This is a genomic window from Micromonospora sp. RL09-050-HVF-A (assembly GCF_019374995.1).
GTDB lineage: Bacteria > Actinomycetota > Actinomycetes > Mycobacteriales > Micromonosporaceae > Micromonospora > Micromonospora antibiotica.
Genome location: NZ_JAGKQP010000002.1, coordinates 1,054,010 through 1,062,500, shown reverse-complemented (window position 1 = coordinate 1,062,500; position 8,491 = coordinate 1,054,010). Strand labels below are relative to the sequence as shown.

The window sequence follows — 8,491 nt, the reverse complement described above, 5'->3', positions numbered from 1 at the left end:
GGCTGAAGCGCGGGTAAGACCGCGTGGAGGGCCGAACCCACCAACGTTGAAAAGTTGGGGGATGACCTGTGGTTAGGGGTGAAAGGCCAATCAAACTCCGTGATAGCTGGTTCTCCCCGAAATGCATTTAGGTGCAGCGTCGCGTGTTTCTTGCCGGAGGTAGAGCACTGGATGGTCTAGGGGGCCCACAAGCTTACCGAAATCAGCCAAACTCCGAATGCCGGTAAGTGAGAGCGCGGCAGTGAGACTGCGGGGGATAAGCTTCGTAGTCGAGAGGGAAACAGCCCAGATCACCAGCTAAGGCCCCTAAGCGTGTGCTAAGTGGAAAAGGATGTGGGGTCGCATAGACAACCAGGAGGTTGGCTTAGAAGCAGCCACCCTTTAAAGAGTGCGTAATAGCTCACTGGTCAAGTGGTTCCGCGCCGACAATGTAGCGGGGCTCAAGCACACCGCCGAAGCTGTGGCACTCACATTTTACTTCGCATCTCCTTGATGGGGTGTGCAGGTGTGTGGGTGGGTAGGGGAGCGTCGTGCCGGGGGTGAAGCAGCGGGGTGACCCAGTTGTGGACGCGGCACGAGTGAGAATGCAGGCATGAGTAGCGAAAGAAGGGTGAGAAACCCTTCCGCCGGATGACCAAGGGTTCCAGGGCCAGGCTAATCCGCCCTGGGTGAGTCGGGACCTAAGGCGAGGCCGAGAGGCGTAGTCGATGGACAACGGGTTGATATTCCCGTACCCGCGAAAGAGCGCCCGTGATGAACCTTATTGTGCTAACTGCCCGAGCTGTTGGAGGTCTTCGGACTGAGAATGGTGAGCGTGGGAACCTGGTGGGTAGTAGTCAAGCGATGGGGTGACGCAGGAAGGTAGCTGAGCCCGGCCGGTGGTTGTGCCGGGGTAAGCGTGTAGGCCGTGTTGTAGGCAAATCCGCAACACATGGGGCTGAGACGTGATGCCGAGCCGATTCAGGTGAAGTCAGTGATCCTATGCTGCCGAGAAAAGCCTCTAGCGAGTTCTTAGCGGCCCGTACCCCAAACCGACACAGGTGGTCAGGTAGAGAATACCGAGGCGATCGGGCGAACTGTGGTTAAGGAACTCGGCAAATTGCCCCCGTAACTTAGGGAGAAGGGGGGCCGGAGACGTGAAGCCCCGTGCGGGTGGAGCGTTGTATGGCCGCAGAGAGCAGGGGGAAGCGACTGTTTACTAAAAACACAGGTCCATGCGAAGAAGTAATTCGATGTATATGGACTGACGCCTGCCCGGTGCTGGAACGTTAAGGGGACCTGTTAGCTCTTCGGGGCGAAGCGGAGAACTTAAGCGCCAGTAAACGGCGGTGGTAACTATAACCATCCTAAGGTAGCGAAATTCCTTGTCGGGTAAGTTCCGACCTGCACGAATGGCGTAACGACTTCCCCACTGTCTCAACCACAGGCCCGGCGAAATTGCATTACGAGTAAAGATGCTCGTTACGCGCGGCAGGACGGAAAGACCCCGGGACCTTTACTATAGCTTGACATTGGTATCTGAATGGGCTTGTGTAGGATAGGTGGGAGCCGGTGAAACCTGTACGCCAGTATAGGTGGAGGCAATCTTGAAATACCACTCTGGTTGATTTGGGTATCTAACTTCGGACCGTTATCCGGTTCAGGGACAGTGTCTGGTGGGTAGTTTAACTGGGGCGGTTGCCTCCTAAAGGGTAACGGAGGCGCCCAAAGGTTCCCTCAGCCTGGTTGGCAATCAGGTGTTGAGTGCAAGTACACAAGGGAGCTTGACTGTGAGACTGACAGGTCGAGCAGGGACGAAAGTCGGGACTAGTGATCCGGCACTTGCGAGTGGAAGCGGTGTCGCTCAACGGATAAAAGGTACCCCGGGGATAACAGGCTGATCTTCCCCAAGAGTCCATATCGACGGGATGGTTTGGCACCTCGATGTCGGCTCGTCGCATCCTGGGGCTGTAGCAGGTCCCAAGGGTTGGGCTGTTCGCCCATTAAAGCGGTACGCGAGCTGGGTTTAGAACGTCGTGAGACAGTTCGGTCCCTATCCGCCGTGCGCGTAGGATACTTGAGAAGGGCTGTCCCTAGTACGAGAGGACCGGGACGGACGAACCTCTGGTGTGCCAGTTGTCCCGCCAGGGGCACGGCTGGTTAGCTACGTTCGGAAGGGATAACCGCTGAAAGCATCTAAGCGGGAAGCCTGCTTCAAGATGAGGTATCCCACCCCACTTTGTGGGGGTAAGGCCCCCAGCTAGACGACTGGGTTGATAGGCCGGAAATGTAAGCCCGGTAACGGGTTCAGTTGACCGGTACTAATAGGCCGAGGACTTGCTTACAAGTCTGCTACGCGTCCACTGTGCAACTCTGAACAAACACCAAACAACCCCCCACCGTGTGTTGTGTGGGTGTGTGTGTTGTTTGATATGTTCATAGTGTTACGGCGGTCATTGCGGAGGGGAAACGCCCGGTTACATTCCGAACCCGGAAGCTAAGCCCTCCAGCGCCGATGGTACTGCACTCGGGAGGGTGTGGGAGAGTAGGACACCGCCGGACAATCTTTGGTTGAGGCCGACCCTTCGGGGTCGGCCTCAACTGTTTTCACGCCCCGAACACGCCACCGGGCCGCCCCGTCCGCTCTGCTGCCGATTTCGGTCGGCAACAGCAGTCGCGGTTCCTGGCGTTCTGCGATCCGCCCAGGCCTGCGCAGCCCCGACGATACTGCGGCCGTATCGACGAATGCAGATCGCCCCCATTTTTGTTGACCTTTATTGCGTCGTCATTCTGACATTCATGACTCTTTTTCCGTTGTCTCGGGAAGATGTAGTGGATGGACGAACTGACCAACCGGAAGCAGTCGTCGTCGGGTCCGGGCCGGCCAGCAGAAGCCGAATCGTCGACGATCCGGGTCGTCGTGGTGGGTCCACCGGGCCTGTTGCGTACCGCGCTGGCAGCGGTGTTGGCCGCCGCCCCCGGGTTCGAGCTGGCGGGGGAGAGTGACCCCGACCACCAGGTCACCGATCGGGTCGTCACCCGTCGTCCGCACGTGGTCCTGGTCGACCTGGACGGGATCGACGACCCGGCCGTCCTCACCAGACGGTGGCACGCCAGGGTGCCGGAGTGCGCCGTGGTGGTGTTGACGTCCCGGCGGACCGCGCGGGTGCTGCGGCGGGCGCTCGGGGCGCGGGTGCGGGGCATCATCGCCAAGGACGTCCCGCCGCAGGAACTACTGGCTCAACTGCGGCTGGTCGCCGAGGGCAACCGGATGATCGACCCGGTGACCGCGCTGGCCGCGCTCGACGCCGCGGTCAACCCGTTGAACGAGCGGGAACGGCAGGTGACCGCCGCAGCTGCACGCGGTCTGTCGACCAAGGAGATCGCCGCCCACCTGCATCTGGCCCCCGGCACCGTCCGCAATCACCTGTCGGCGGTGCTGGGCAAGACCGGTGCCCGCAATCGTTGGGAAGCTGTCCTGCGCGCCCAGGACGCAGGCTGGATCTGACCAACCGTGAGAAGGGGTGTCGGTTCAGTTACGAGTTCAATAAGATTCCCAACCGTGCGTCATGGGTTGCGCACATTTCGTCAACACCTGCTTGATCTCGGGAGTTGCTTATGGTCCGCACACTGCTCGCTCTCCAGGGCGGGCTGCTTCGTGGCGCCCTCGCTCAGGTGCTCTCGGCCGAGCACGACATCCAGATCGTCGGCGAGGTGGACAGCCCGCACCACCTACGCGCTGCGGTCCGGGCCGAACGCCCCGACGTGGCCGTGATCGAGTTCGACATGCTGACCGTGGCGGAACTGATCCACCTGGCGACTGCCGACCCCGGTGCCGACCCCATGGCCGGTCCCGGAGCGGGGGCCATCGGCCGGGCCGACACCGTGACGGCGGGTTGTGGTCCGGTGGCCACGGACATCGCCGGTGCTGCGTCCCTGCGGCAACGCACTGCTTCTCCGGTCACCCCCGTAGGGTCCCTGCTGGTCCTGGTGGAGCAGCGGCGGGCCGGGCGGCTCGGGTCGGTGCTCGCCGAGTACGGGAACCGGATCGGCTTCCTCAGTCGGGACGTTCCACCCGGGCGAATCGTCGATGGGGTGCGCCAGCTCGCCGAGGGCCGGGTCGTCCTCGATCCGGATCTGGTGGTCGCCGCCCTGGAGGTCGCCGCCAGCCCGTTGACCAATCGGGAGCGTGAGGTGCTCGACGTGGTCGCCGAGGGGCATCCGGTCCAGGAGATCGCTGATCGACTGGTGCTGTCGACCGGGACGGTGCGCAACCACCTGTCGCGGATCATGGCGAAGACCGGGGCCCGGACCCGTTGGGAGGCGGTGCGTATCGCCCGCGAGTCGGGCTGGCTGTGACCCGTCCGCCCTACCTCGTTGCCCGCCCAGCCTCGTTGCGTGGTGCAACCCCCGGTGACGACCCGGCACCGGCGGCCTACGCGGCACCCCCCGCTCCGGTCGTCGACCCCGTTGCGGTCCGGGCTGTCGCCTCCGACCCGGCCCGAGCCGTCGCCACCCCCGCGCCCCGGACCGTCCCGGTGCGGGGCGTCCTGTCCGTCCCTACGGCCGGTTCCGTCCCTGGCTTCGACGCCGGGCCGGTCCCCGCCTTGTCGTCCGGTGTCGTCCAGCAGGTGGCGATCGCCGGCGGCTCGTCCTGCGTCTCGCCGTAGCCGACCAGGGCGCGGTAGGCCGCCGAGCGGGTGAGCAACCCTTCGTGGGTGTCCAGCAGCGCGGTCCGTCCGTCCAGCAGCAGGACCCGCCGGGCCCGCAGGGCCGAACTGACCCGGTGTGCGATGACCACCAGGGTGCCCGGGCGGGTGGCGAAGACGCTCTCCAGTCGGGCCTCGGTCGCCGGGTCGAGGTGGCAGGTGGCCTCGTCGAGGATGATCAGCGGGGCGGGGGAGAGCCAGGCCCGCAGCAGCGCGATCTGCTGGCGTTCCCCTGCGGACAGCTTCCCCGGGCACAGCAGTGCGTCGTGGCCGCCGAGCCGGGCCAGCAGCCCGGTCAGGCCGAGCCGGGCCGCCGCCCGGTCGACCGCCTCGTCCGGCAGGCCGGGCGCCAGGTAGCCGAGGTTGTCGCGCAGCGTGCCGGTGAAGACGTACGCCTCCTGGGGGATGAGCACCCGCCGGTCGGCCAGCTCTCCCGGTGTGGCACCGGTCACCGGCAACCCTGCGACGTGGATGGTGCCGGACTGCGGATACAGCACCCCGGCGATCAGACCCGCCAGGGTCGACTTGCCGATCCCGCTGGCCCCGACGATCACCAGGTGGTCCCCGACGGGCACGTCGAGGTCGAGGTGGTCGAGCACCGGGTCGGCGTGGGGGCCGTACCGGAAGGTCACCGCACGCAGCGACAACGCCGTCGCAGCCCGCTGCGCTCCGGGGGGCGACCATCCGGGCGGGCCGGCGGCGGGCCGGCAGTCGTCAGGGGGGACAGCAGGTGCGGCAGCGGCCGGGCCGGCGGGCCGTGGCGCGGCGGGCCGGCCGCCGGTGGTGCCGGTGGGTGTGGTGTCCGCCGGTGCGGCGGTACGTAGCAGCCGGTCCAGGGTGACCGCGAACCGGAGGCCACCGGCAGCCACCCCCTGCACCAGGCTGTGCAGCGCCGGCTGCACCCCGCGCGTCACGTAGACCAGCGCGCCGAGCACGGCACCCGGCCCCAGGCCCTGGCGGACCAGCCAGGGCGTGGCCAGCAGCAGCACCGGAACGGGCAGCCAGCCGCCCAGCGCCAGGCTCAGACCGCGGGTCGCCGCCATGGTGGCCAGCCGCCGCTCCACCCGGGCCTGGGCGTCGACGGACCCGCCGACCCAGCCGGTGACCTGGTCCCGTGCGCCGCTGGCGGCGACGTCACGATGGCCGGTCACCGCGGTCACCACGGCCCGGCCCAACTGCTCGTCGGCCTGCACGTACTCCCGTTGCCGGGTCACCATCACCGGCAGTGCCAGGGCGAACAGGACGAGACCGGCCAGCACCGGCACCGCCACCACCAGGGCCACCGGGGCGGCCAGCGAGAACAGACCGAGCACGGCGGCGCCGAGCGCGAACAGGAAACCGCGTACCACCATCAGGAGACCGGCGTAGGTGTCCCGGACCAGCTCCACCTGGTGGGTGAGGCGGGCGACCGCCGCGTTGTCGGCCCGGCCGCCGGCCGCAGCGGCGACCGCGCCGCGTACCACCCGGCGGAGCAGGTCGTCGCGGAACGGCTCGACCACGGCCCCGAGCAGCGCGTACGACCGGTGGGTACCGGCCGCGCCGACCAGCACCGCCAACCCCAGCAGGGCCAACCAGGCCAGCCCGACGTCCGGCCGGCCGGCCAGGAAGCCGCTGTCGACGGCGCGGGCGGTCAGCAGCCCGGACAGGGCCGCCGGGAGCACCTCCGCCGCCGACCAGCCGGCCAACCGCCACAGCTGCGCCCGCCGGGCCCGCAGCGCGGCCCGGGTCACCCCGACGACGGTGTTCACGACCGGAACACCTCCCGGTAGTCGGGGTCGGCCCACAGTGTCGGGTGCGGGCCGACCGCCCGGACCCGACCGCCCGCCACCCACGCCACCAGGTCCGCGCGGGCGGCCATGCCGAGCCGGTGACTGACCACCACCCGGGTACGCCGGTCACCGGGGCCGGTCAGCGCCCGGGTCACCTGGTATTCGGTGGCGGTGTCCAGGCTGGACGTGGCGTCGTCGAGGATGAGCAGCCGTTCGGCGCGCAACGCACGGGCCAGCCCGAGCCGCTGCCGTTCACCGCCGGACATGGCGACCTCGGCCAGCGGGGTGCCGTACCGGTCGGGCAGCCGTTCGACGAAGTCGTGGATGGCGGCGGCCCTGGCCAGCGGCACCGGGTCCACGCCGACCCCGACGGCGGCACCCACCGTTTCGCCGACCAGCACCGGCCGTTCGAACCCGTAACCCACCGCGGCGTGCAGGGCTGCCGGGGCCAGCTCCGGCAGCGGTACGCCGTCCAGGAGCACCACGCCGTCGTCGGGGTCGCGCAGCCGGCCGGCGACGGCGGCGAGCAGGGACTTGCCCGCACCCGAGGCACCCACGACGGCCAGCAGGGTGCCACCGGGCACCCGCAGGTCCACCCGGTCGAGCAGGGCCCGGCCCTCGGCGTCGCGCACGGTGACCCCGCGCAGTTCCAGGGTGCCCGGCCCGGGTGGCAGGGCCCGGGTGCCGTACGGCCGGGCGGGTTCGGCGAGCACCTCGGCGGCCCGGCGGCAGCCGGCGCGTACCCGGACGGCGGTGTTCAGGGCGGCGACCACGGTGCCGAGGCCGGCACCGAGCGCGGCGTACTGGATGGCGGCCAGCAGTTCCCCGGGTGTCAGCCGGCCGGCGGTCAGCGACAACCCACCGACGGCGACGATCGCGACCTGGAGCAGCGGGTTGAGCACGGCACCCCGGGTCGCCGCCCCGGCCAGCACCGTCCAGGTACGCGCGCCGTGGCGGTGCAGCGCGGCGAGGGGGGTCAGCACCCGGTCGACCTCCCGTTCGCCGGTGCCGGCGGCGGCGATGGTGCGCGCCCCGGCGAGGGTCTCCACCAGCCGGCCGGCGAGGTCGCCCTGGGCCTGCTGGTAGCCGGCGACGGCGGCGGAGGCGTCGGCGACGAAGCCGCGCAGCAGCAGGGCGAGCAGCAGCAGACCCAGCACGAAGGTGACACCGAGCCACGGGTCGATCAGGGTGAGCGCCACCAGGCTGCCCAGGGGCGGCAACGCCACGGTGGCGGCCGTGACGACCGTGGGCGCGGCCTGCCCGGCGTCGGCCACCTGCCCCACCACCCGGCCGGCCAGGTCACCCACCGGGCGGCGGGCGGCGGTGCGCGGGTCGAGGGCGAACAGGTGCCCGACCAGGGTGTGCCGCAGGTGCGCCACCGACCGGGCGGTGGCCGCGCCGGTGCCGTAGTCGCGGATGACGCCGACGACGACCAGCAGGGCGACCAGGGCGGTGACGGCGGCCAGCCAACGGCCGGGGGAGGACTGCGGGGCGGCTCCGACGGCGGCGTCGACGGCCCGTCCCAGCACGGCCGGCAGGGCCAGTTCGGCTGCGGTGCCGGCCACGGTGACCACGGCCAGCGTCGGGGTCCACCAGCCGGCGGCGCGCACCGCCCGTAGCAGGAGCCGGTCGTCCGGTGTCATCGCGCCCCTTCCCACGCCGCGCGGCCCCGGACCGGCAGGTGCCGGTCCGGGGCCATGCGATACCGGTCGATCAGTTGCAGGTGGTGACGCTCAGCGAGCTGTCGCCGCAGAGCAGCAGGCTGGCCTGGCTTCCGCCGCCGGTACGCTCGGTGGCCGGCAGTTCCATCGCCTGGAGGTCGAGCAGAGCCATGGTCTTACCTCTTTCTGTCGTCATTGGACGTGCCTGGTGGTGAACCTCGTCGGGTCGTCGGGTCGACGACCGTCGGCTCAGTTGCAGGTGGTGACGCTGAGCGAGCTGTCGCCGCAGAGCAGCAGACTCGCCCGGCTTCCGCCGCCGGTACGCTCGGCGGCCGGCAGCTCCATCCCCTGAAGGTCGAGCAGGGCCATGTCT

6 protein-coding genes and 2 rRNA genes (1 of these 8 only partly in view) are annotated in these 8,491 nt (G+C 68.8%); 4 read left to right on the top strand and 4 right to left on the bottom strand.

Going from position 1 to position 8,491, the window contains the following annotated elements; genetic code table 11:
• The 4 genes from J7462_RS04985 to J7462_RS04970 all read left to right on the top strand — a co-directional run.
• A 23S ribosomal RNA gene (locus tag J7462_RS04985) occupies nucleotides 1–2,324 on the top strand (it extends 785 nt beyond the left edge of the window).
• A 100-nt stretch (nucleotides 2,325–2,424) separates the two neighbouring features.
• A 5S ribosomal RNA gene (rrf, locus tag J7462_RS04980) occupies nucleotides 2,425–2,541 on the top strand.
• Nucleotides 2,542–2,815: 274 nt separating this feature from the next.
• Nucleotides 2,816–3,487 (top strand): response regulator transcription factor, encoded by a 672-nt coding sequence (locus tag J7462_RS04975; RefSeq protein ID WP_219462196.1) that lies wholly within the window; start codon nucleotides 2,816–2,818, stop codon nucleotides 3,485–3,487.
• A gap of 110 nt (nucleotides 3,488–3,597) precedes the next feature.
• A complete protein-coding gene (locus J7462_RS04970; RefSeq protein WP_255597586.1) occupies nucleotides 3,598–4,338 on the top strand; it encodes a response regulator transcription factor in 741 nt (246 codons plus the stop codon).
• Between the two features lie 76 nt (nucleotides 4,339–4,414).
• On the opposite strand, the gene J7462_RS04965 is transcribed toward J7462_RS04970, so the two are convergent.
• The 4 genes from J7462_RS04965 to J7462_RS04950 form a co-directional block, all read right to left on the bottom strand.
• A complete protein-coding gene (locus J7462_RS04965; RefSeq protein WP_219462194.1) occupies nucleotides 4,415–6,436 on the bottom strand; it encodes an ABC transporter ATP-binding protein in 2,022 nt (673 codons plus the stop codon).
• Complete coding sequence (locus J7462_RS04960; protein ID WP_219462193.1) at nucleotides 6,433–8,100, bottom strand: ABC transporter ATP-binding protein; 1,668 nt, start codon at nucleotides 8,098–8,100, stop codon at nucleotides 6,433–6,435. The genes J7462_RS04965 and J7462_RS04960 overlap by 4 nt, the downstream gene beginning before the upstream one ends.
• A 70-nt stretch (nucleotides 8,101–8,170) precedes the next feature.
• Nucleotides 8,171–8,290, bottom strand: a complete 120-nt coding sequence (locus J7462_RS04955; RefSeq protein ID WP_067312693.1) for a SapB/AmfS family lanthipeptide — start codon at nucleotides 8,288–8,290, stop codon at nucleotides 8,171–8,173.
• A 77-nt stretch (nucleotides 8,291–8,367) separates the two neighbouring features.
• Complete coding sequence (locus tag J7462_RS04950) at nucleotides 8,368–8,487, bottom strand: SapB/AmfS family lanthipeptide (RefSeq protein WP_088647629.1); 120 nt, start codon at nucleotides 8,485–8,487, stop codon at nucleotides 8,368–8,370.
• Nucleotides 8,488–8,491 lie beyond the last annotated feature (4 nt).

Bases quoted from the DNA above. Each gene is read 5' to 3' on its own strand.
- J7462_RS04950 (WP_088647629.1), bottom strand. From the start codon at position 8,487: ATGGCCCTGCTCGACCTTCAGGGGATGGAGCTGCCGGCCGCCGAGCGT.
- J7462_RS04975 (WP_219462196.1), top strand. From the start codon at position 2,816: ATGGACGAACTGACCAACCGGAAGCAGTCGTCGTCGGGTCCGGGCCGG.
- J7462_RS04970 (WP_255597586.1), top strand. From the start codon at position 3,598: ATGGTCCGCACACTGCTCGCTCTCCAGGGCGGGCTGCTTCGTGGCGCC.
- J7462_RS04960 (WP_219462193.1), bottom strand. From the start codon at position 8,100: ATGACACCGGACGACCGGCTCCTGCTACGGGCGGTGCGCGCCGCCGGC.
- J7462_RS04955 (WP_067312693.1), bottom strand. From the start codon at position 8,290: ATGGCTCTGCTCGACCTCCAGGCGATGGAACTGCCGGCCACCGAGCGT.